The 21,015-nt window shown below is 74.9% G+C and carries 18 protein-coding genes; 9 read left to right on the top strand and 9 right to left on the bottom strand.

The annotated features are described in order from the left end of the window. Positions 1-27: 27 nt before the first annotated feature. The gene (locus tag OG550_RS04635) at positions 28-1,362 is read right to left on the bottom strand and encodes a condensation domain-containing protein (RefSeq protein WP_327674803.1); all 1,335 of its coding nucleotides are present in this window, start codon (positions 1,360-1,362) and stop codon (positions 28-30) included. A gap of 223 nt (positions 1,363-1,585) precedes the next feature. Here OG550_RS04635 and OG550_RS04630 point away from each other — a divergent pair, with 223 nt between their 5' ends. Next, on the top strand, positions 1,586-2,626 hold the full coding sequence (locus OG550_RS04630; RefSeq protein ID WP_327674801.1) for an LLM class flavin-dependent oxidoreductase: 1,041 nt from the start codon (positions 1,586-1,588) through the stop codon (positions 2,624-2,626). Continuing rightward, entirely contained in the window at positions 2,623-3,216 is a 594-nt protein-coding gene (locus tag OG550_RS04625; protein ID WP_327674799.1) for a flavin reductase family protein, read from the top strand. The genes OG550_RS04630 and OG550_RS04625 overlap by 4 nt, the downstream gene beginning before the upstream one ends. Before the next feature lie 178 nt (positions 3,217-3,394). On the opposite strand, the gene OG550_RS04620 is transcribed toward OG550_RS04625, so the two are convergent. The 5 genes from OG550_RS04620 to OG550_RS04600 form a co-directional block, all read right to left on the bottom strand. Then, a complete protein-coding gene (locus OG550_RS04620; protein WP_327674797.1) occupies positions 3,395-5,320 on the bottom strand; it encodes an AfsR/SARP family transcriptional regulator in 1,926 nt (641 codons plus the stop codon). A gap of 413 nt (positions 5,321-5,733) precedes the next feature. Next, complete coding sequence (locus tag OG550_RS04615; RefSeq protein WP_442905923.1) at positions 5,734-6,399, bottom strand: vitamin K epoxide reductase family protein; 666 nt, start codon at positions 6,397-6,399, stop codon at positions 5,734-5,736. Next, a complete protein-coding gene (locus OG550_RS04610) occupies positions 6,396-7,268 on the bottom strand; it encodes a DsbA family protein (protein ID WP_327674795.1) in 873 nt (290 codons plus the stop codon). The genes OG550_RS04615 and OG550_RS04610 overlap by 4 nt, the downstream gene beginning before the upstream one ends. Before the next feature lie 81 nt (positions 7,269-7,349). Beyond that, positions 7,350-8,024, bottom strand: a complete 675-nt coding sequence (locus tag OG550_RS04605; RefSeq protein ID WP_327674793.1) for a hypothetical protein — start codon at positions 8,022-8,024, stop codon at positions 7,350-7,352. 86 nt (positions 8,025-8,110) lie between these two features. Beyond that, a complete protein-coding gene (locus OG550_RS04600) occupies positions 8,111-8,608 on the bottom strand; it encodes an SRPBCC family protein (protein ID WP_327674792.1) in 498 nt (165 codons plus the stop codon). Between the two features lie 342 nt (positions 8,609-8,950). On the opposite strand from OG550_RS04600, the gene OG550_RS04595 reads away from it, so the two are divergent. After that, the gene (locus OG550_RS04595) at positions 8,951-9,820 is read left to right on the top strand and encodes an Fpg/Nei family DNA glycosylase (protein ID WP_327674790.1); all 870 of its coding nucleotides are present in this window, start codon (positions 8,951-8,953) and stop codon (positions 9,818-9,820) included. Between the two features lie 201 nt (positions 9,821-10,021). Here the strand turns inward: OG550_RS04595 and OG550_RS04590 are convergent, their stop codons facing one another. Beyond that, complete coding sequence (locus OG550_RS04590; RefSeq protein ID WP_327674788.1) at positions 10,022-10,876, bottom strand: SAM-dependent methyltransferase; 855 nt, start codon at positions 10,874-10,876, stop codon at positions 10,022-10,024. Positions 10,877-11,265: 389 nt separating this feature from the next. On the opposite strand from OG550_RS04590, the gene OG550_RS04585 reads away from it, so the two are divergent. From OG550_RS04585 to OG550_RS04565, 5 genes are all read left to right on the top strand, one after another. Further along, entirely contained in the window at positions 11,266-11,601 is a 336-nt protein-coding gene (locus tag OG550_RS04585) for a hypothetical protein (protein ID WP_327674786.1), read from the top strand. A gap of 137 nt (positions 11,602-11,738) precedes the next feature. Next, the gene (locus OG550_RS04580; RefSeq protein WP_327674784.1) at positions 11,739-13,430 is read left to right on the top strand and encodes a beta-N-acetylhexosaminidase; all 1,692 of its coding nucleotides are present in this window, start codon (positions 11,739-11,741) and stop codon (positions 13,428-13,430) included. Positions 13,431-13,559: 129 nt separating this feature from the next. Beyond that, entirely contained in the window at positions 13,560-14,642 is a 1,083-nt protein-coding gene (locus OG550_RS04575) for a class I SAM-dependent methyltransferase (protein ID WP_327674782.1), read from the top strand. Positions 14,643-14,803: 161 nt separating this feature from the next. Then, positions 14,804-15,676, top strand: a complete 873-nt coding sequence (locus OG550_RS04570; RefSeq protein WP_327674781.1) for a sulfurtransferase — start codon at positions 14,804-14,806, stop codon at positions 15,674-15,676. A gap of 226 nt (positions 15,677-15,902) precedes the next feature. Then, positions 15,903-17,471 carry a M1 family metallopeptidase gene (locus OG550_RS04565; RefSeq protein WP_327674779.1) on the top strand — a complete coding sequence of 523 codons (1,569 nt, stop codon included), beginning with the start codon at positions 15,903-15,905 and terminating at the stop codon, positions 17,469-17,471. A gap of 199 nt (positions 17,472-17,670) precedes the next feature. Here the strand turns inward: OG550_RS04565 and OG550_RS04560 are convergent, their stop codons facing one another. Further along, on the bottom strand, positions 17,671-19,050 hold the full coding sequence (locus OG550_RS04560; RefSeq protein WP_327674777.1) for a condensation domain-containing protein: 1,380 nt from the start codon (positions 19,048-19,050) through the stop codon (positions 17,671-17,673). Positions 19,051-19,433: 383 nt separating this feature from the next. Between OG550_RS04560 and OG550_RS04555 the strand changes: the two genes are divergently transcribed. Beyond that, complete coding sequence (locus OG550_RS04555) at positions 19,434-19,871, top strand: hypothetical protein (RefSeq protein ID WP_327674775.1); 438 nt, start codon at positions 19,434-19,436, stop codon at positions 19,869-19,871. 112 nt (positions 19,872-19,983) lie between these two features. Here OG550_RS04555 and OG550_RS04550 read toward each other — a convergent pair whose 3' ends face one another. Further along, on the bottom strand, positions 19,984-20,796 hold the full coding sequence (locus OG550_RS04550; RefSeq protein WP_327674773.1) for a class I SAM-dependent methyltransferase: 813 nt from the start codon (positions 20,794-20,796) through the stop codon (positions 19,984-19,986). Positions 20,797-21,015: the final 219 nt, after the last annotated feature.

The raw sequence follows: 21,015 nt of genomic DNA, 5'->3' as shown, positions 1-21,015 counted from the left end.
GGCAGGGGAAGCGGGGTTGACGGTCGGTCAGATGGCGGAGCCCGCCAGCCGGGCGACGGTCCCCCGGAGGAGGTCGAGGGTCAGGGCGTCGGAGAGCCCCATGGTCCGCAGGCGCAGTTCGAGCGACTGCTCGCCCGCGTTGGTGACGCGCAGGTAGCAGGGGTGCCCGATCCGGGAGAACGGGACCTCGCGGACCGGCCCGGACTCGTGGTCGGCGCAGGGCGGCGGCGCCTCGCCCGGCAGGAAGTTGAACGCGAAGGTCGCCTGGTGGGGGTCGCGGCCGCGGCGGACGGAGTCGCGCAGCGCGTCGACCTCGTCCACGTCGTACATCCCGTACCGGAAGGCCGTCAGGCTCCGGGTGTGGACGTGGCCGGCGTACGGCCCGAACTCCTCCGGGCCGGTGTCGAACGAGGCCGTCGCCCACTGGTTCATGGAGCTGACCACGCTGTTCCAAGGCGGCACGAAGCGGTTGGAGGACATCAGCTGCCCGACCAGGTCGCCGGGGCCGGCCGCGAGCGCCACGGTCCGGGCGAAGGCGGCCAGCACCACGCTGGACAGCGGCACGGAGAGCTCCTCGGCGAGCCGCCGCGCGGCGGCGTGGGCCTCCCGCGAGCGCACCGTGTACTGGTGCGCCTCGCCCGGCGCGGAACCGCCCCGCGGCCCGCCGGGCCGAGCACCGGCCTCGTCGCCGGTCCGGTCCCCGTTCTGCGGGCCGGAGTCGTCCTGCGGGCCGCCACCCGCCGCGCCGAGCTGCGCGGCGGAGAGGCCGAAGATCCGCTCCCAGTACCCGGTGAGCGCCGCGCGGCGGGCCCCGCGGCCGGCGGCGTGCTGCCACAGCGCCAGCTCCCGGGGCGTGGGCGGCGGCGGGCCGTCCACCGGCTTGCCCCGTTCCAGCGCGGCCTGGAACTCGGCCGCCAGGATGCCGATGCTCCAGCCGTCCGCGACGATGTGGTGCTTGACCACCACGACCGCGCGGGGGCGGCCGTGCTCGGTCGCGACGCGGAACCGCCAGGCCGGCGCGGCGGTCAGGTCGAAGGGCTCGGCCGCCAGCGCGGCCGCCGCCTCCTCGAAGGTGTCGGCGGTGCACTCGACCACGTCGGAGGCGACGCCGTCGAGGGCGGGCAGGACCCGCTGCGTCGGCGCGAAGGGGTCCGACAGGTCGTAGACGGTCCGCAGCGACTCGTGGCGTGCCGCGAGCCCGCGGACGGCGTCCTCCACCTCGGCGACGGTGACCCCGGCCCCGTCCTCGGGCGGTATCCACACCGTCCGGACGTTCGCCTCGTGCCACCGGTGCCGTTCCAGGTGCCGGACGTCGCGCCAGACCGACAGCTGGCCGTAGGAGAGGGGAACCGGATCGTTCACGACGCGCTCCGTTCGTTCGTGTGGCGCCCGACACGCGCCCGAGGGTGACGCCGGGTCAGCCTAGGAGCGCCCTCACGAGCCCGAACAGGCAAGAGGGCGGCAGCTCGCGGCCCCGGCGGGCAGGCAGCAAAGTTGCCTGCCGCCTACCTGGACGGGCCCCTGGGGGCAACCCACTGTGGGGGTCGATCCGAGACCCGTCGGGCCGACGACGAGAGGTGATCCTGTGGCCGAGGAAGCGCCGGAACTCCGGCTGTTCGCGACCGTTCCGCCGCTGACCGCGGACCGGGACGGCTACCTCGGGACGGTCCGGCGGACCGCCCGGCTGGCGGAGGAGGCAGGCTTCCGGGGGGCGCTCGTCTACTCCGACAACAACACCGTCGACCCCTGGGTCGTCGCCCAGGAGGTCCTCACCGCCACCGAGCACTTCGCCCCGCTGGTCGCCGTGCAGCCGGTCTACGCGCACCCGTACGCGGTCGCCAAGAAGATCGCCAGCTACGGTGTGCTGCACGGCCGCCGGATCGCGCTCAACCTGGTGGCGGGCGGCGTCGTCGGCGACCTCAGGGCGCTGTGCGACGAGACCCCGCACGACGACCGCTACCTGCGGCTCACCGAGTACGCGCAGCTGGTCGTCCGGCTGCTGTCCGGCACCGGCCCGGTGACCTTCGAGGGCCGCTACTACCGCGCCCGCGACCTGCCGATGGTCCCCGCCCTGCCCGCCGGACTGGCGCCCGAGCTCTACATGTCGGGCTCCTCCGAGGCCGGGAGCCGGGCGGCCGGGGAGCTCGGCGCCGTCCCGGTGCGCTACCCCCTGCCCTCCGGCCCCGGCACCGAGGGGGACCTCGGCGCACTGGACGGCGGCGGCGTGCGGATCGGGATCATCGCCCGCGACACCGACCACGAGGCGTGGACCGCGGCCCACGAACGCTTCCCGGCGAGCCGGGCCGGCCGGCTCGCGCAGATGCTGGCGCGCAGCGTCTCCGACTCCGAGTGGGTCGCCCGGCTCTCCGCCTCCGACGAGTTCCCCGGCGGGCCGGACAGCCCCTACTGGATGGGCCCGTTCCGCACCTACGCCACCTACTGTCCGTACCTCGTGGGCAGCCACGAGAAGGTCGAGGCCGAACTCGCCCGTTACCTCGACGCCGGATGCCGGACCTTCATCACGGACACCGCGCGCGCGGACTCCGACCACGCCGCCACGGCCGCGGCCTTCGCCGGCGCCCTGCGCCGCGCGGGCGGTCCGGCCGCGGCACGGGTGCGGCCGTGAACGCCGACACCGGCACGGGAACGGGGATCGATCCCGGCGTCGGCCTCGACCTCGGGACAGGGACGGGGATAGGCAGCGGCCCAGGCGCCGGTGCCGCCGTCGACGTCCCCGCGGCGCCGACCGCCGACCCGCTCGCGCTGCGCCGCGTCTACGGCGCCTTCCCGACCGGCGTGACCGCACTGGCGGCGCTGGTCGACGGCGAGCCGGTCGGCATGACCGCCTCCTCCTTCGTGACCGTGTCGCTGGACCCGCCGCTGGTCTCCGTCTGCGCCGCGCTCACCTCGTCGACCTGGCCGAGGCTGCGCCGCGCCGCCCGGCTCGGCGTCAGCGTGCTGGGCGGCGGTCAGGAGGGGGTGTGCCGGCAGTTGGCCGCGCGCGGCGTCGAGCGCTTCGCCGGACTGGACTGGCACCGGACCGGGGAGGGCGCGGTCCTGCTGGACGGCTCCTGTGCCTGGTTCGACTGCTCGGTCGAGCGCGAGGTCGCCGCCGGTGACCACCGGATCGTCCTGCTCCGCGTGCACGGCCTGGGCGGCGACCCGCAGGCTCCGCCGCTGGTCTTCCACGGCAGCCGCTACCGCCGGCTGGCCTGAGCACCGCTGCCGTCGGCCGGTGCCGCTCGCCGTGGCCGTGGCCGACGCCCGAGCCGCAGCCGGAGGCGGGCCCCCGGCTGCGCCGGGTCGTGGGGGAGCGCCGAGCAGCCGGCCGGCACGGGCGGCCCGGTCCCCGGCCCCCGGCCCCGCCCCGTCCGGCCCCGACCCGCCCCCTCCGCTACCGGGCGCGGCGGGTGGTGACCGAGACCGGGATGCGGCGGCGGGGGGTGCGGGCGGCGTCGGCGGGGCCGGTGCGGGACGCGCGGGGTCGGGGCGGCTGCTGGGAGGCGCCCTCCCGCGCGTACAGGTGGATCAGCCGCGGCATCGCGTAGACCGCCCGGTGCGCGGTGACCTCGTCGACGGGCGAGGTCACCATGCCGGCGCCGATCAGGGCCTCCAGCTCCCGCAGCGCGGCCGCCTCGTCGCAGCGGAGCGCGGCGGCCGCCCCGGCGAGGGTGAACGGCCGCCCGAGCGGGAGCCGGGCGAGGCGCAGCAGCGCGTCCCGGCCCGACGGGTTCAGCTCCCGCCAGCAGCGGGCGAGGTGCGGGCGGACGGCGACGTCACCGGCGGCGAGCTCGTCGAGCACCGCGTCCGGGTCGGCCAGCCGGGCCGCGTACTCGCGCAGCGGGAGGTGGCGCAGGACGGCCAGTTTCAGCCCGCCTGCGCGCACCGCGAGGGGCAGCATCCCGGTCGCGTCGACGATCTCCTCGGCGGCCGCGAGGTCGCTGCGCACCCGGTCCGGGCCGATGATCCGGCCGAGCAGTTCGAGCGCCTCGGCCGGTGTGTAGGGCGGCGGTTCGACCCGGTGGACCGGGGTCAGGCCCGCCAGGCGGACCCGCGAGGTGACCACGGCGGCACTGCCGCCGTCGGCCGGCAGCAGGGCCCGGGCGACCGCCTCGTCCGGGACGTCGTCGAGGATCAGCAGCACCCTGCGGTCGGCCAGCCAGGACTGCCAGCGGGTGATCGTCCGGCAGGGGTCGTCGGCGGACTGCTCGGCGGCCATGCCGACCAGCCGTGCGACGTCGGCGAGCACCTCCTGCCAGGGCCGGGGCTCCCCGTCCTCGGTGCGTGACCGCACCAGCAGCCGGCCCCCCGGGAAGTCGGCCCGGAGGAGGTGGGCGATGCGGACGGCCAGCGTGGTCTTCCCGATCCCGGCGGGTCCCACCAGGGCGGCCACCCGTCCGCCGTCGGCGAGCACCTCCCGCAGTTCGCGCACCTGTTCGGCACGGCCGGTGAAGTCCGCGGTGTCGGGCGGGAGGACGGTTCTGGCGGGCACGGCGGCCGGTCCGGGCCGGCCGCCGGGCCGGGCGGCGAGGATGCGCCGGTACTGCCGTTCCAGGGCGGGGCTCGGGGAGAGGCCCAGCTCGCGGGCGAGGAGCTGCCGGTAGCGGTCGTAGGCGGCCAGTGCCTCGGCCTGGCGGCCCAGCACGTGCAGGGTGTTCATCCGGGCCGCCTGGAGCCGTTCGCGCAGGGGGTGGCGTTCGATCAGCTCGGCCACGCCCTCGGCGACGGCGGCGATGGCGCCGCCGCGTTCGAGCTCCGTCTCGGCCCAGTCCTCGTAGCCGCTGAGGCAGCGCTCCTCCAGCCGGGCGGCTTCGGAGCGGACGGTGGGGGAGCAGTGCAGTCCGGCGAACGGATCGCCCTGCCACAGGTCCACCGCCTGCCGGAACAGGGCGGCGGACGCGTCGAGTTCGCCGGCGGTCGCGGCGGTCCGGCCGGCCTGGGCGAGGTCCTGGAACCGCAGGACGTCGTACTCGGGCCGCTCCACCCGCAGGCGGTAGCCGCCGTAGTCGTGGACGATCCGGGCCCGGCCGCCGTCGCCGGTCCCGCCGCCCTCGCCGGTGTCCGAGGCCTCGTCGCCGAGCAGTCTGCGCAGGGCGGAGACGTAGACGTGGAGGTTCTTGCGGGCCGTCCGCGGGGGCTCGTCCTGCCACACCGCCTCGGTCAGCAGGTCCAGCGAGACGGGGCGGTTGGCGGCGCAGAGGAGCATGGCGAGCACCAGGCGCTGCTTGGGCGGCCCCAACGACACCGGCCGGCCGGCGACCGTGACCCGGAGGGGACCGAGGGCCGAGAACCGTACTGTGGTCCGCCGCTGCTCGTCCAAGGACTCCTCCAACGGGTGTCGGTCGCGGTGGTCCGGCGTGGCGGGGGCATCGACCGGAGGCCGCTCGCACCGTGCCGGTCCGGCCGGCGCCGTACCAGGGGGCGGGCCGCCGCCCCCAACCATGATCTTCCCGATCCGCGCGCGGCCGGACAACGGGGGACCGTGCCTATGTTCTGGCCCCCGCCCCCGACCAGTCCGGTCCGTCCGCCCCCATGAACTGCACAGAACAACCGACCGGTGCCGGCCCGGGTGCGGGCCGTCCGGGCCGGGCGGGTGCGAACGGCCCGCGGCCGGCCCGCCCTCCGAACGGCCGCGGCGCCCGACCGTCGCGTACCCGACCGTTGCGCACCCGGCCGTCGCGCACCCGGCCGGTCACGCCCCCCGGCCGGTCGGGCACGCGGCGGACCCTCCGCTCAGATCAGCGTGCGCCAGTAGTACCAGAAGCGGTTGAGGACCAGCAGGGCGATCACGGCGTACCAGAGCACCGGGACCACCCAGTGGTAGCGCGCCGCCTCGCGGACCGCCGGGCGCAGCGCGCGCGGCACCGGGATGACGCCGGAGCGGAGGTTGTGCAGGGTGGTGTACCAGAACATCGGGATCATCGCCGCCCACACCACCATGCAGTACGGGCAGAGCGCGCCGATCCGGTACAGCGCCTGGTACATGAGCCAGCTCACGAAGCCGATGCCGAACACCGTCCCGGCCTGCAGGCCGAGCCAGAACCAGCGCCGGTAGGCGGCCCCGGCCAGCAGCCCGGCGCCGATCGCGACGACGACGGCGAAGCCGGCCAGGCCCAGCAGCGAGTTCGGGAAGCCGAAGGCCTCGGCCTGGTCGCTGCGCATGATCGAGCCGCAGCTGATGATCGGGTTGATGTTGCAGTTGGGGACGTAGGACGGGTCCTCCAGCAGCCGGATCTTGTCCAGCGTGAGGACGGCGGAGGCGAACAGTCCGAGCGCCCCGCCGATCACCAGCAGCAGGGCGAACGGCCGGCTCGCGCCGATGGCGGCGCGGCGGGCCGGCCCGGCGGTGCCCGCGGCGGGTCCGGCGGCCGGGGAGGGGGCCGGGGCGGCGGAGGTCACCCGGTCACCTGCTCGACCATCGCGGTGAAGCGCTCGGGGGTGGCGGGGGCGCCGCCGGAGAAGACGTCGAGCTTCCTGCCGTCCAGCCGGACGGTGGGGGTGCCGGTGACGCCGCTCTTGTCGAAGGCCTTGTTGACCTGCTCGGCCCACGGCACGTACGTCCCGTCCTGGACCGCCTTGACGAAGCCGTCGGTCTTCAGGCCCGGCACCTGGCCGGCCAGGTCGAGCAGGTGGTTGACGTCGGCGAAGGCGTCGTTCCGCTCGTCGGGCTGGTTGGCGTAGAGCACGTCGTGGAACTGCTTGAACTTGTCCACGCCCTCGTTGAGCGCCGCACCGGCGGCGGCCAGCGCGGTCCGCGAGCCCTTGCCGCCGAGGCCCTGGTCGAGGAAGGTCGCCAGGCGGTACTCGATCTTGTACGTGCCGGCGTCGGCGAGCTGCTGCATGGTCGCGCCGGTGGTGGTCTCCAGCTGCTCGCAGTACGGGCAGCGGAAGTCCTCGTAGACCTCCAGGGTGTGCGGGGCGTCGGCCTTGCCGTAGGTGATCACGGTGCCGTCGGCGCCCACGTTGGCCGGGGTGACCAGCGGGCCGGTGGCCGCGGTGTCGCCGGAGCCGGAGGAGCCGCCGACGGCGAAGGCCACGCCCGCGGCGAGGGCGAGCACGACGGCGGAGGCGGCGCCGACCACGGTGCGGCGGCGGATCCGGGCGGACCGCTCGGCGCGCTCGCGCTCCTCGCGCATCCGCTCGGTGGCGGCCCGGCGGGCGGCCGCCCTGGTGGCGTTCTTCGAGCTCTTGGAGCCCTTGGCACCCATGGCGTTCTCGGGGGTGGCGGGGGTGCCGGGGCTCTTGGGGGTCTTCGGGTTCGTGCTCATGGGGAAGTCGTCCTGGTGCTCGTGGCGTGCGTGCGGGCGCGGTGGGACGACCGGCGGAGGACCGGAGGAGACGGGGGTCGCTCAGCAGGCCGGCGCGGACGCCGGGGGGCCGCGCCGGACGGCGGGCCGGAGCAGGACGGACTCGGCGGGCACCCGGACCCGGCTGGCGCGCGGGAACGGCACCCGGGCGACCGGGCGGCCCGGGAGCGGCGCGGCGAGCAGCAGCGCCCAGCGGCGGGCGGCGGGGAGGAGGCTCCGGGCGAAGTCGCCGAGGATCCGCACCGAGCGGGCCAGGCCGGTCAGTGCGGCGTCCGCGCGGCTCAGCCAGAACGCGGCGGCCAGGGCGACGGCCGAGTGCAGGAGCAGGAGCAGCAGCAGGCTGGTGGGCCGGGAGAACCCGTGGCCGACCAGGAGCCCGCCGAGCGAGCCGCCGCCGCAGAGCAGCGGTTCGAGTCCGCGGGCGGCGCCGGGCGGCAGCGAGGGGCAGGTGGACTGGGCGAGGTCGAACAGGGCGCTCAGGCCCAGCTGCAGCGGCAGGAAGACCGCCGCGACCGCCCGGTGGCCGCGCTCGCGGCCGGCCAGGGCGAAGGCCACCGCGAAGACGGCGGCGCCGGCCAGCGCCAGCGTGCCGACCGGCAGCGGGCGGCCGGTGACCAGCACCTGCCCGAGCCCGGCGAGCAGCACGAGCAGCGCGGCGAAGACCGCCGCGCGGAGCGTCCTGGAGGCCGGGCCGACCGGGCCGGTGTGCGTCTGCATGGGATCCGAGTCTGCCACAGTTGAAACCCGGACGACCGGCTCGGGCCCTTCCTGTGAAGATCCTCACCACCGGTTCTGAGCTGGACTTATATGCCGTTTACGTCCTCGGTGCCGGGCGCCTCGACGACCGGGTCGGCGGTCCGGGCGGCGGCCGCCATCCGGGCCTCGACCAGTTCCCGGAACAGCTCCAGGTCGGCCCGGACGGTCCGCTCGATCGCCCCGGCCTGGGCGAAGCCGCGCGGACCGCCGAACGCCTCGTGCACCGCCTCCGGGTCGTACTCGACCCGGACCTGGAGCCGGGTGTGCTCCCGGTCGAGCGGCAGCAGGGCGAAGGCACCGTGCAGGTCGAGGCCGTCCAGGGTCCGCCAGGCCATCACCCGGCCCCGGCCCCGGTCGGTGATCTCGGTCTCGACCTCGTGCTCGGAGCCGGCCACCTCGACCCCGAGGTGGGCGAGGTTGCGGCCGTGCGGGTGGGCGCTGCGGACGCCGTCCACGAAGCGCGGGTAGTCGTGGACGCGGTGCAGCTGCTCCCAGGCGGCGAGCACGGGAGCGTCGATGTCGATCTGTTCCTCCAGCGTGCACATGGCGGGGGAGCCTCCTCGTCGGTCCGCGGTCGGTGCGTGGTCGGTGGCGGTCGGTCGTGCGCGGCCGGCGATGGTGCGCGGCCGCTGGTGCTGCGGCCGGTGCGCGGCCCACCTCCCCAGCCTGCGCCGGGGGCGGCCGGTCGGCAAAGAGGGGCCGTGGCCGGGGCGAGCCGCGGCCCGGTGGCGGGGCCGGGCGGCATGGCCCGCTCGGCGCGGGCCCGAACGGTACGGGCCCGAACGGGTACGGGCCCGAAGGGGTACGGGCCCGGCTTCGCGGCACCCCGGAGGGTAGTACGGAGGGCAGCACGGGCGGAGCACGGGCGGCTGCGCGAGACTGGGCGCATGCCGGAGCTGCCCGAGGTCGAGGCCCTCACCGCCTTCCTGTCCGAGCGGCTGACCGGGCGCGTGATCGCCCGGGTGCAGCCGGTGGCGATCAGCGCCCTGAAGACGTACGACCCGCCGGTCACGGCCCTGGAGGGCCGGACGGTGGGACCGGTCGTCCGGCACGGCAAGTTCCTGGACGTCGCCGTCGGGGACCTGCACCTGGTGGTCCACCTGGCCCGCGCGGGCTGGCTGCGCTGGAAGGACAGCCTGCCCGCCGAGCCGCCGCGGCCGGGCGGGCGGAACCCGCTCGCTCTGCGGGTGCGGCTGGAGGGGCCGGACGGCGACGGCTTCGACCTCACCGAGGCGGGCACCAAGAAGGGCCTCGCGGTGTACGTGGTGCGGGACCCGGCCGAGGTCCCGGGAGTGGCCCGGCTGGGGCCGGACCCGCTGGACCCGGCGTTCACCCGGGAGCGCTTCGCCGACCTGCTGCGCGGCGAGCGGCGCCGGATCAAGGGCGTGCTGCGGGACCAGAGCGTGCTGGCGGGCGTCGGCAACGCCTACTCGGACGAGGTGCTGCACGCGGCCCGGATGTCCCCGTACAAGCTGGCGTCCGGCCTGACGGAGGACGAGGCGGCGCACCTCTACGAGGCGCTCGGGACGACGCTGCGCGAGGCGGTCGAGCGCTCGCGCGGGCTGGCGGCGGGGGAGCTGAAGGCGGAGAAGAAGCTCGGCCTGCGGGTGCACGGCCGGACCGGGCAGCCGTGCCCGGTCTGCGGGGACACCGTGCGGGAGGTGTCGCTGGCCGACTCGTCGTTCCAGTACTGCCCGACCTGCCAGACCGGCGGCCGGCCGCTGGCGGACCGGCGGCTCTCCCGGCTGCTCAAGTAGCGCGGCTTACCCGCCTCCCCGCCCGTCCGCTTCCCCGCCCGTCCGCGGTGCCGGTGACGGCGGACGGGGACGGGGACGGGACGGGGGCGGGACGGGTCCGGCGCGGCGGGCGGGCCGTGCCGGACCGGTCCGGTCGCGGGCGAGCGCGGCCCCGGGACTGCGGAGCCCGTGGAGCCCGCGGTGCCCGGAACGCGCGGGCGTTCAGAGCTTGCGGGCGACGCCGCCCCAGTAGTACGCGGCGTACGGGTCGGCCGGCTGCCCGTTGTCCGGGTGCCAGGCCATGACGGGGGAGACGCCCGGCTCGACCAGCTCCCAGCCGTCGAAGAACCGGGAGACCTCCTCCTTGGTGCGCGGGACGAGCGTCATCCCGCCGGCCCGCGCGGCGTCGGCGACCTTGCCGACGGCCTCGGGGTCGAAGTCCTGGGTGGGGTGGGTGAGCGCGAGGAAGCTGCCGGACGGCAGGGCGTCGCGCAGGGCGGCGACCTTGCCCCACGGGTCGTCCTCGTCGGCGATCAGCATCAGGACGGCGATCATCAGCAGCCCGACCGGCTGGGAGAGGTCCAGCGTGGAGGTGAGCGCGGGGTCGGACAGCAGCTCGGCCGGCTTGCCGAGGTCGGCGTGGATGTAGGTGGTCCGGCTGGCCGGGGTGGAGACCATCAGCGCGCGGGCGTGGGCCAGCACGATCGGGTCGTTGTCCACGTACACGACCCGGGTGCCGGGGCTGGCGGCCTCGGCGATCTCGTGGGTGTTCGGCGAGGTCGGGATACCGGTGCCGAGGTCGAGGAACTGCCGGATGCCCTGCTGTTCGGCGAGGTGGCGGACGGCGCGGCCCTGGAAGGCGCGGTTCTCCTTGGCCATCGCCTTGACGCTGGGCACGGCCTGCTCGATGGCCTGGCCCATGGCGCGGTCCGGCGGGAAGTTGGTCTTCCCGCCCAGCCAGTAGTCGTAGACGCGGGCGGAGTGCGGGGCGCTGGTGTCGACCCCGTACTTCTCCCACTGGCTGAGCTCGGCGGCGTCGTTGTCGGGCTGGTCGGCGAAGTCCTGACTTGTCGTCATGGCCACGTCCTCTGAAGACAGATCATCACACTGGGAGTGGTCAGACTAGCGGGCCCGGTCCGGTTCCGGTCATGCGGAGGGTGGATGAGCTGCGGTTCGGGCCGCGGGGGGTGGTGGCCGGGCCCCTCGGGGTTGCCGTCCGGGGGCGGACGGGTGAACGGGGGAGACATTCACCGTGTTGTCCGATCGTCGGATCTCGCGTCGCGGCGATCGAGGACACTGCTGGTCGCGGCGGGGTACCGGGCAACGGAAAGGTCGCGGGAATTGCCCTTAAACCACCCGAAAGGATGTATAAGCAGAATCGTTTCGCCGAATTTTGGGCCCTTAGGGTGATATCGCACCAATTCCCCCAGGTACCGCCGAGTACCGCCCTGAAAGGGCCACCCGCCATGCGTCTCCGTAACACCCTGCTCGCCGTCACCAGCGCCATCGGGCTCGTCATCGCCGTCCCGGTGTCCGCCAACGCCGCCGACGGCGTGTTCCGCTACACCTACCGGGCCGACGGGGTCGAACACCCCGGCGCGGTGGTCGATCCGAAGGCCGAGGAGTGCGTCGACCTCAAGGGGGCCACCGAGGCCGACGCGGCCTTCTCGCCCGTCAACCGCACCAACGGGGCGGCCGTCGCGTTCCTGGAGTTCGGCTGCGTCGGAGACGTCTACAGGGTGCTGAACCCGGGCGACTCGGCCGGCCGGCGGCTCCACGTCCGCTCGGTGCTCTTCTCGTAGCGACTCCGGTCGGTGCGCCGCCGCGGTGCGGCGAATTCGTACGAAGCACGGGACAAGTGGGGAATTGGTTGAGACCATTCCGGTGAACCGGCCGTGAACACGGGCCGGTCGACTGCGCGACGACACCGGGAGCGGCCGTGCCGATTCGAACAGCCGGGCTCTCCGCCCGGACCCGCAGACTGCTCGTCCTCGCAGCCGTGCTGCTCCTCGCGGTGGCCGGCTTCGGGGTCCAGCGGGCGATCGGCGGCGACGACTCCGGGCCGGGAGGCGGCGGCCGCGGCGAACCGGCCGCCGTCCCCACCGGCCCCCGCACCGCCGACCGGATCATCCCGGCGCCGCTCTCCGCCACCCCCGGCTCCGGTCCCGGCTACCGGCTCACCGACCGCACCGTCGTCCGCACCGCGGCCCCCGGCCCGGACGCCCCGGCCGGGCAGGCGGCCGAGGTGCGGCGGATCGCCGGACAGCTCGCCGAGGCGCTGCGCCGCCCCACCGGGTTCCCGGTCGAGGTGGCGGCCGACGGCGACGCCGCCGCGGCCGACGGCATCAGCCTCCTGCTCGACCCCGCGCTCCCCGCCGAGACCGGCGCCGAGGGGTACCGGCTGACCGCCGACGCCACCGGCGTGCGGATCGCCGCCCGCACCCCCGAAGGCCTCCACCGGGGCACCCAGACGCTGCGGCAGCTGCTCCCGCCGCAGATCGAGACCCCGGTCAGGGCCGCCGACGGCACCGACTGGACGGTCGCGCCGGTCACCGTCGAGGACCGCCCGCGCTACGCCTACCGCGGCGTCATGCTCGACGTGGCCCGGCACTTCTTCACCCCGGCCGAGGTCAAGGGGTTCATCGACCGGCTCGCCCTGTACAAGGTCAACCACCTGCACCTGCACCTGACCGACGACCAGGGCTGGCGGATCGAGGTCCCGTCCAGGCCCGCGCTCACCCGGGTCGGCGCCGTCAGCGAGGTCGACGGCACCCCCGGCGGCTTCTACACCGCGGCCGACTACCAGGAGATCGTCCGGTACGCGCAGGAGCGCTACCTGACCGTCGTCCCCGAGATCGACCTGCCCGGCCACAGCAACGCCGTCCTCGCCTCCTACCCCGAACTCGACTGCACCGGCAGCGCCCGCCCCTGGCCGTACACCGGGATCGAGGTCGGCTTCTCGACGCTCTGCCCGACCGGCGACGCCGTCTTCGCCTTCACCCGGGACGTGATCACCGAGCTCGCCCGGATCACCCCCGGCCCGTACCTGCACATCGGCGGCGACGAGGTGAAGAAGATGTCCGAGGAGCAGTACGCGGGGTTCGTCCGGCAGGTGAACGCCCAGGTGCTGGCCGCGGGGAAGACCCCGGTGGGCTGGAACCAGGCCGCCCCGGGCGGGGTCGGCGTGCTGCAGTACTGGGACGGCCGGGGCGGACGCGACGTCGACCTCGGGAAGGCCGCCGAGCGGGGCGCCAAGGTGATCATGTCGCCGTCCGGCCGCAGCTACCTGGACATGAAGTACGAGTCCTCCTACCCGCTCGGACTCGTCTGGGCCGGCACGATCGACGTCTGGTCCGCCTACACCTGGGACCCGGACGACCTGGTGAAGCTGCCGGCCGGCTCGGTGCTCGGGGTCGAGGCGCCGCTGTGGACCGAGACCCTGGACACCCCGTACGAGCTGGACCTGATGCTGCTGCCCCGGCTGCCCGCGATCGCCGAGCTGGGCTGGTCGCCGAAGGCCACCCACGACTGGGACCGGTTCAAGCGGCGCCTCGCCGAGGAGGGCGCCCGCTGGGACGCCGCCGGGTACGCGTTCGAGCGGCGGCCGGAGGTGCCCTGGCCCGCGCGGTAGCCCCGGGGCGGGCGGCTGGGGGCGGGTGGCCCGGGGCCGCCCGCTGCCGGGGGCTGGGGGAACGCCCGGCGGCGGCGTAGCGTGACGAGGGGAGGGTTCGCGCAGGTCCCGAGTGGCGCAGGAGGAACGATGTCCGAACGGGAACCGGACCCGGCGAAGCAGGAGGAGTTCGCGGGCCGCGTGCTGCAGGTGCTGAACGACGCCTGCCTGGGGCTCATGACCAGCGTCGGCCACCAGACCGGACTCTTCGACACGATGGCCGGCCTCGCCCCGTCGACCAGCGGGGAGATCGCCGCCGCGGCCCGGCTGGACGAGCGCTACGTGCGCGAGTGGCTGGGCGGCATGGTGGTCGGCGGCTTCGTGGAGTACCGGCCGGAGGACGGCCGCTACCGGCTGCCGCCGGAGCACGCGGCCTCGCTGACCAGGGCCGCCGGGCCGGACAACATGGCGAGCCTGATGCAGTACCTCGCGCTGATGGGCGAGGTCGAGCAGCGGATCGTCACGGCGTTCCGCGAGGGCGGCGGGCTGCCGTACTCGGCGTACCCGCGGTTCCAGTCGCTCCAGGGCGAGGAGACGGCCGCCGTCTACGACCGGGTGCTGGTGGACCGTGTGGTGCCGCTCGTGCCGGGTCTGACCGAGCGGCTGCGGGCCGGCATCGACGCGGTCGACATCGGCACCGGGCAGGGCCACGCCGTCAACGTCCTGGCGAAGGCCTTCCCGGCCAGCCGGTTCACCGGCGTGGACATCTCGGAGCAGGGCATCGGCGCGGCCAAGGCCGAGGCCGCCGCGCACGGCCTGGACAACGCCCGCTTCGTCCTCGGCGACTCGGCCGGGCTGACCGGGGACTACGACCTGGTCACGGCGTTCGACGTGATCCACGACCTGGCCCGCCCGGCCGCCGCACTGAGCGCCGTCGCGGGTGCGCTGCGGCCCGACGGCGTCTTCCTGATGGGCGACATCGCGGCGAGCAGCCGGCTGGAGGAGAACGTCGACCACCCGCTGGCCCCGGCGCTGTACGCGCTCTCGACCTTCTACTGCATGACGGTCTCGCTCGGCGAGGGCGGTGCCGGGCTCGGCACCGTCTGGGGCGAGCAGACCGCCCGGCGGATGCTCGCGGAGGCCGGGTTCGGCACGGTGGCCACCGAGCGGGTCGAGGGGGACGTGCTCAACGTCTACTACGTGGCGCGGCCGGACGGCGGCGGCCCGGCGTAGCCTCCGCCGCTGCCGGCGGCCCTTCGGTGGTGCCCGTGTCGCCGGCCGGGTCCTGCCGGCCCCGGCGCGGCACGGCGCGGCACGTCGCGGGCCCGGCGGGTGGCCCCGGCGCGGGCGCGGACGTAGGTTCGAAGGGTCCGTCCGAGTGAAGGAGGGCGTCGATGACCGGCAACGGCTACGCACACCCCGGGACGCTGGTCGGCACGGAGTGGCTGGCCCACCACCTGGACGACGGCACGCTCCGCGTCGTCGAGGTGGACGAGGACACCGGGGCGTACGAGCAGGGCCACATCCCCGGGGCGGTCGGCTGGAACTGGACCACCGACATGCACACCCCGGTCGGCCGCGACTACATCGACCGGGTGGGCCTGCAGCACCTGCTGCGGACCGCCGGCGTCGAGGACGACACCACCGTGGTGCTGTACGGCGGCAACAACAACTGGTTCGCCGCGTACGCCTACTGGCTGATGCGGCTGCGCGGCTTCGGCCCGGTGCGGCTGCTGGACGGCGGGCGCAAGAAGTGGGAGCTGGAGGAGCGCGGGCTCACCGAGGAGGTCATGGACTACCAGCACAGCTCGTACCGGCTGACCGGCCCCGAGCACCCCGAGGTGCGGGCGCTGCGGGACGAGGTGCTGGCGAAGGCCGAGGTGTTCGCCAAGCCCGGGTCGGACGCCGTGCTGGTGGACGTCCGCTCGCCGGCCGAGTACCGGGGCGAGGCGCTCGCGCCGCCGCACCTGCCGCAGGAGCAGGCGCAGGTGCCGGGGCACATCCCGGGGGCGGTGAACATCCCCTGGTCGCAGACGGCCAACGAGGACGGCACCTTCCGTTCGGCGGAGGAGCTGCGCGCGCTGTACGGCGTGCAGGGCGTCGAGTCCGAGCGCGAGGTGATCACGTACTGCCGGATCGGGGAGCGCTCGGCGCACACCTGGTTCGCGTTGACCGAGCTGCTCGGGTTCCCGCACGTGAAGAACTACGACGGCTCGTGGACGGAGTACGGATCGCTGGTGCGGGCGCCGGTGGCGCTGGGAGCGTGAGGTCCCGCCGCCGGGAGGTGGCGGCGGGAGGCGGCGGGAGGGGCGGGGAGGCGGGGCGGGGGCGGGGCTGGGCTGGGCGGTGGCGGGCCGGACGTGGCGCGGGCGCGGCGCCGCCGTTTCGGCCTGTTTCTTCTCATGAACATTTCATCTCTCAGGCGTGAGACGGGGTCCGCCGGGACAAGGATCGTTCCGACCCGTTGTCCCAGTGACCCTGTGGAGGACCCCTGTGCGCAAGAGGCTGATCGTCTCTGCCGCTGCCGGCGCGCTCGCCCTGTTCCTGTCCGTCCCCGCCTCCGCCGCCCAGGCCGGCCAAGGCGCGGCCGGCATCGGAGACTCCTACTACCCGAACGCCGGCAACGGCGGCTACGACGTCTCGCACTACGACATCCGCCTCAAGTACCAGCCCGTCACCGACCAGCTGGAGGGCACCACCACCGTCCTCGCCACCGCCACCCAGGACCTCACCCGGTTCAACCTGGACTTCGTGCTCAAGGTGAGCGAGGTGCTGGTCAACGGGCGCCCCGCCAAGTTCGCGGCCACCGGCGACCAGGAGCTGGAGATCACCCCCGCCCGGGCGATCCCCCGCGGCAGCCGGATCACCGTGGTGGTCCGGTACGCGGACAAGCCCGCGGAGGTCAAGCGCGACGGCTACTCCGCCTGGATCCGCACCCCCGACGGCGGCGTCGTCGCCAACGAGCCCGAGGGCTCGGCCTGGTGGTACCCGAGCAACGACCACCCGACCGACAAGGCGAGCTTCGACGTCTCCGTGCTCGTCCCCGACGGCACCCAGGCGATCAGCAACGGCACGCTGACCCAGAGCTCGGCGGCCGGCTGGACCCGCTACAGCTGGCGCCAGCCCAAGCCGCAGGCCACCTACCTGGCCACGCTGGCGATCGGCAGGTTCGACCTCACCACCGACACCACGGCGAGCGGGATCCCCGTCACCACCGCCTACAGCAGGGACCTCGGCGAGAACGACGGCGCCGCGCGGGCCAGCGTCGAGCGGACCGGCGAGATCGCGGACTGGCTGACCGGCTACTTCGGCCCCTACCCGTTCGGCTCGGTCGGCGGCTACGTGCCCAACACCCGCACCAGGTACGCGCTGGAGACCCAGACCCAGGTCTTCTACAGCCCCGCGCAGTTCGCGCGCGGCGCCAACACCGGTGTCGTGGTGCACGAGCTGGCGCACCAGTGGTACGGCGACAGCGTCTCCGTCCAGCGCTGGAGCGACATCTGGCTCAACGAGGGCTTCGCCCGGTACTCGCAGTGGCTCTGGTCCGAGCACGAGAACGAGGGCACCGCCCAGGAGCTGGCCGACTACACCTACGCCCTCTACCCGGCCGACCACGCCTTCTGGACCATCAAGCCGGGCGACCCGGGCCCCGACAACCAGTTCGCCGGCGCCGTCTACGACCGGGGGGCGCTGGCCGTGCAGGCGCTGCGCAACACCGTCGGGGAGGAGAAGTTCTTCCGGATCCTGAAGGGCTGGCCGACCGAGCGCAAGTACGGCAACGCCACCGTCCAGCAGTTCCAGGCCTACGCCGAGCGGGTCTCCGGGAAGCCGCTCGCGGGGCTGTTCGACACCTGGCTGTTCACCGTCGGCAAGCCGGCGGTCGGCTCCTCGGGCGTCGCGGCCTCCCCGGCGGGTGCCCCGTCGTTCGCCGCCCCGTCGGCGGGCGCCGCGGTGAGCCAGGCGCCGGGCTCCGCGCCGGGTGCCACGGCGGCGGCGCCGGCCGAGCCGAAGTCGTGGAAGAAGATCCAGGAGACCAACTCGGTCCACGACCACCAGGGCTGACGGTCCGACGGAACGCCCCGGCCCGGCCCTCCGCGCACGCGCGCGGAGGGCCGGGCCGTTCGTCCGTGGCGGCCGTTCGTCCGTGGCGGCCGTTCGTCCGTGGCGGCCGGGGCCGCTCGCGTTGTCCGCGCCGCGACGCCGGTCGCGCCGCCCGTGTCGGCCGCTCCGTCCGGTGTGCCGGGTGCGTCCGGTGCGGCGGTCAGCCGGACGGGACGGCGAGGACCCCGGCCTCGGCGAGGATCAGGTCCTCCATGCCGTGCAGGAACCGGGCCATGGCGGGGCGCGGGAGGACGGCCGGATCGGCGGTCATCGCGAGCTGCAGGGCGTCGGCGGTCTGCAGGGCGTCCAGCGCGTAGCTGAGTCCGGGGCGCGGGTCGAACTCCTTCGGCCAGGTCAGGGTGGTCCGTTCGCGGGCCCGGTCGAGCGGTTCGGTGGTCGGCGTGGGGGCGGTCGCCAGGGTGGCGGGCAGGAGGTCGCGGGTGTCGTTGAAGATGCACGACCGGTCGGCCAGCGGGACGTGCTCCGCGGTCAGGCGGTCGATCTCCGCGTCCAGCAGGCGCCTCTCGTAGTAGGCGTGGCGGTACGCGGCGATCGCGGAGGACTGGGTCCGCCGGACGGTGTCGGCGAAGTCGCCGGAGAGGCCCGGCAGGTGGAACACGCTGTCGCTCGCGATCACGCTCGCCGAGTCGGACAGGCCGGGCAGGAAGCGGTTGCTCACGATGACCTGGAGCACCACGTCCGGCGAGCCCGAGAGTTCGGCGGTCATCGTGCAGGCCGCCGCCAGCAGGACGGAGGAGGAGCTGGCCCGGTGCGCGGCGGCGACCAGGTCGACCGCGCGGAGCAGGGCCGGTGAGCTGAGCACCGCGTTCGGGAACGGCGCCGGCTCCGCGGCGGCGGGCGGGAAGAGACGCGGCGGCCCGAGCCGCAGCTTGCGCAGGATGTGCGCGCGGGCGTTGGCGTCGCGGCGCCGTCCGCTCGCCGACCGCTGGAACTCCGCCTCCTCCAGCGGCTGCTGGGGCGCGCGCACGGCGCGGATGGACGCGGGGGTGGCGCCCAGGGCCAGCTCGGTGAGGTCCTGGATCAGTCGGCCCATGCCGCCGCCGTCCACCGCGGTGTGGGAGATGACCAGGGTGATGTGCCGGACCAGCCCGTCGGCGATCACCAGGCCCACCCGGATCGGCCACTCGGTCGCGGGGTCGAACGGGTCGGCGGCCAGCCCGTCGTGGAGTTCGCGGCCGGCGTCGGCGAGTACGGCGGGTTCGTCCTCGCAGTGCCGGGTGTGGACGGTCAGCCGGCCGGCCGGGTCGACGGTCTGGCGCAGTCCGGGCCCGTGCTCGTCCGGATGCAGCCGGGTGTGCAGGGTGTCGTGCAGGTGGAGCAGGGCCCCGAGGGCGTCCAGGGTGGTCTGCAGGGGGACGCCGGGGTCCACCGGGGCGGCCGTGGTGATGTTGTAGCGCGGCCGGTCGCCGGGGGTCAGGCGGTTGATGGCGTCCCAGATGGCCTGCTGGCCCCAGGTGGCCGGGCCGCTGCCGGATCTGCCGTTCGAGAAGCTGATTTCCAGGGGTCGACTCGTAGTCACCGTGGTGGTTCTCCGATGCGTGGTTCGGGGATCGGTGGTGCTGCGGAGGGTGCGGTGGGAGCCGTAGGGAGAGTCTGGCGCACGGCTCGGAGATCGTCGAGACTCCGGCGGCGCGGCGGCGGCCGTGAGGAGACCGCGGAGGCCCGGCGGGGGGTGCCGGGGGTGGCGGCCGGGGCTCGGCCGGAGCTCGGCCGACGCCCCGGGGCGCCGGGAGCCGGGCTGTGGGATTGAGCCATGCGAAGGTCAATTCCGGTAATCATCTTCGGAGTCAAGGCAGATGTCCGGTGAACAAATGGAAGCCATGGAAGCATCTGACATGTGAAGCGTGAAATTGCACGCCACGCGGAATCGACCCCGCTACTCCCTTGAAGGAGAGATTTCTGATGAAACGATTCGCCTCGGTACTGGCCGGTGCCGCCACGCTGTCCGCCCTCGGCGCCGTGGGCGCCACCGAGGCCACCGCGCAGACCGCCGGCGCCACCACCTCCACCCGGACCTGTGTCACCGGTTTCGAGGGCATCCTGCGCACCGAGCTCTGCGCCACCGTCGACGGCGGCCAGGTCTGGCTGACCGGTTACGCCACCCCCGTGGCCATCAGCTGGACCCCGCAGACGGTCTCGTTCAACCTCTCGGCCTCGGTCGTGGGCGGCGCCTCCCTGGGCACCGACGCGCCGAGCGTCATCATCCCCGTCGGCGGCCGGCCGGTCGGCTACGTGGCCGGGACCGCCCCCTGTGGTTCCACCGTCACCGGGACCTTCTCGGTCACCAACTGGGGCTGGCCGCCGTCGACCGCCACCGTCTCGGTGCCCGTCACCTGTTGATCCGCACGGCTCCGCGTGCCGCGGGCCGGCCGTCCCGGCGGGGGCGGCCGGCCCGCGGGCTCGTCGGCCCGCTGCGTGCGCGTCCGCGCCGGTGCCGGTCGCGGCCCGCCGGTCAGAGCCGCTCGGCCGTGACGACGTGGTAGTCGAGCAGGCCGTCGCGCCAGGTGTGCAGGAAGTTGCGGGTCCAGTGGCCGGACGGCACGGTGCCCTCCAGGTAGCGGTCCAGGCCGGGCCAGACGTCCTTGCCGATGGACTCGGTGGCGACGCGGGTGAACCCCGCGTCGGCGAGGTCGGCGGTGAACCCGTCCAGCGGGTGGGGGACGTCCAGGCCGTCGGCGAAGCTGCCGAGCAGGATGCTCAGCCGCTCGGCCGCCTCCGGGCCCCCGGCGCTGAAGAACGTGGTCACCACCAGGCGGCCGCCGGGCCGCAGCACCCGGGCCGCCTCGCGGGCGAAGCCGGTCAGCTCGCGGAAGTGCTGGGCCGCCTCGACCGAGTACACGCCCTCCAGGGAGCCGTTCGCGAACGGGAGTTCGTCGGCCGAGCCGAGGGTGTAGCCGAGCCGGTCCGGGAACGTCGCCAGGGCCCTGGCGTTGACGGCGCGGGCGCGTTCGACCTGGTCGGGGTGGATGTCGACGCCGGTGACGGCCGCGAAGCGGAACTCCCGGAGCGCCAGGGCCGCGCCCAGCCCGCGGCCGCAGCCGACCTCCGCAAGGCGCAGCGACTCCGCCGGTGCCGGGAATGCGCGCAGGACGCGGCGGTAGAGGTTCTCCTGGCTGAGGACCCGGTCCTCCGGGGTGGGCTCGGTGGTGTCGATGCCGCGCCAGTCGCCGAAGTTGATGAAGCCTCCGGCGAAGCTCGCGGCTTGGGAGAGGTCGTCGGCGCCGTAGGTCTGGCGTACGGACGCGGGGATGCGGTCGTTGGTCATGGGTCGCTCGGTCTCCGTGTGAGGGCGCTGAGGGCGCTCGGGGGCGGGGTGTTCGGTGTGCGGGCCCGTGGGTCTTCGGGCCGTCGGGCTCTCGGCTTCGGGGGCCCGGGGGTGTGCCGCGGAAGCCGGCCGGGGCGGTGCCCCGGTGGCCGCGGCGCCGTGGGCCGGGTCAGCGGGGTCGGGGGTGGGTCCCGTCGTGGCGTGCCGGTGCCGGGCCCG

Origin of the sequence: Kitasatospora sp. NBC_00458 (assembly GCF_036013975.1) — a bacterium.
Taxonomy (GTDB): domain Bacteria; phylum Actinomycetota; class Actinomycetes; order Streptomycetales; family Streptomycetaceae; genus Kitasatospora.
The sequence above is the reverse complement of the archived record's forward strand: the minus strand, read 5'-3'. Positions and strand labels throughout refer to the sequence as shown.

What these genes read in the sequence shown, in the direction of transcription:
- OG550_RS04610 (WP_327674795.1), bottom strand. Translation starts at nt 7,268, where the DNA reads ATGAGCACGAACCCGAAGACCCCCAAGAGCCCCGGCACCCCCGCCACC.
- OG550_RS04605 (WP_327674793.1), bottom strand. Translation starts at nt 8,024, where the DNA reads ATGCAGACGCACACCGGCCCGGTCGGCCCGGCCTCCAGGACGCTCCGC.
- OG550_RS04600 (WP_327674792.1), bottom strand. Translation starts at nt 8,608, where the DNA reads ATGTGCACGCTGGAGGAACAGATCGACATCGACGCTCCCGTGCTCGCC.
- OG550_RS04595 (WP_327674790.1), top strand. Translation starts at nt 8,951, where the DNA reads ATGCCGGAGCTGCCCGAGGTCGAGGCCCTCACCGCCTTCCTGTCCGAG.
- OG550_RS04590 (WP_327674788.1), bottom strand. Translation starts at nt 10,876, where the DNA reads ATGACGACAAGTCAGGACTTCGCCGACCAGCCCGACAACGACGCCGCC.
- OG550_RS04585 (WP_327674786.1), top strand. Translation starts at nt 11,266, where the DNA reads ATGCGTCTCCGTAACACCCTGCTCGCCGTCACCAGCGCCATCGGGCTC.
- OG550_RS04575 (WP_327674782.1), top strand. Translation starts at nt 13,560, where the DNA reads ATGTCCGAACGGGAACCGGACCCGGCGAAGCAGGAGGAGTTCGCGGGC.
- OG550_RS04570 (WP_327674781.1), top strand. Translation starts at nt 14,804, where the DNA reads ATGACCGGCAACGGCTACGCACACCCCGGGACGCTGGTCGGCACGGAG.
- OG550_RS04555 (WP_327674775.1), top strand. Translation starts at nt 19,434, where the DNA reads ATGAAACGATTCGCCTCGGTACTGGCCGGTGCCGCCACGCTGTCCGCC.
- OG550_RS04550 (WP_327674773.1), bottom strand. Translation starts at nt 20,796, where the DNA reads ATGACCAACGACCGCATCCCCGCGTCCGTACGCCAGACCTACGGCGCC.